Raw genomic sequence first — 407 nt, forward strand, 5'->3', positions numbered from 1 at the left:
AAATACGACTACGGATGGTGCGCTTCTTGTTGCAAGTCGTATTCATGATGAAGTACTTAAGTTAGGTCTGATACACGAAAAATCAGCGGTCTCTGAATTTATCACGGTGAGTATTGGCATTATTTCTTATATTCCATCACCTGATGACGAAATGGAGTCCGCAGTTGCGATGGCTGACAGTGCACTCTACCAAGCTAAATCTGACGGTCGAAATCGTTCAATGGTACATCCTTCTTCAATTAGCTAGTTCTATAAATTTATGGTTGGGTTAACCTGTCTTTTTGGGGTTGCTTAGCACTATCTTGATTGGTTACCACTATATTGATTGTTTGACCATGATATTGCTGCGGATCTCTTGCTGCGTGTGATGCAGCTAGCTTACCTCCTATCTTCAAACAGGGTAGAAT

1 protein-coding gene is annotated in these 407 nt (G+C 41.3%); it reads left to right on the forward strand.

All coding sequences use genetic code 11. The annotated features are described in order from the left end of the window. The coding region (locus AB4486_RS22995; RefSeq protein WP_372118821.1) for a diguanylate cyclase at nucleotides 1–247 on the forward strand (247 nt) is incomplete at its 5' end. Nucleotides 248–407 lie beyond the last annotated feature (160 nt).

This window comes from Vibrio sp. 10N.222.55.C6 (genome assembly GCF_041473395.1).
In the GTDB taxonomy this organism is placed as follows: Bacteria; Pseudomonadota; Gammaproteobacteria; order Enterobacterales; family Vibrionaceae; genus Vibrio; species Vibrio crassostreae_C.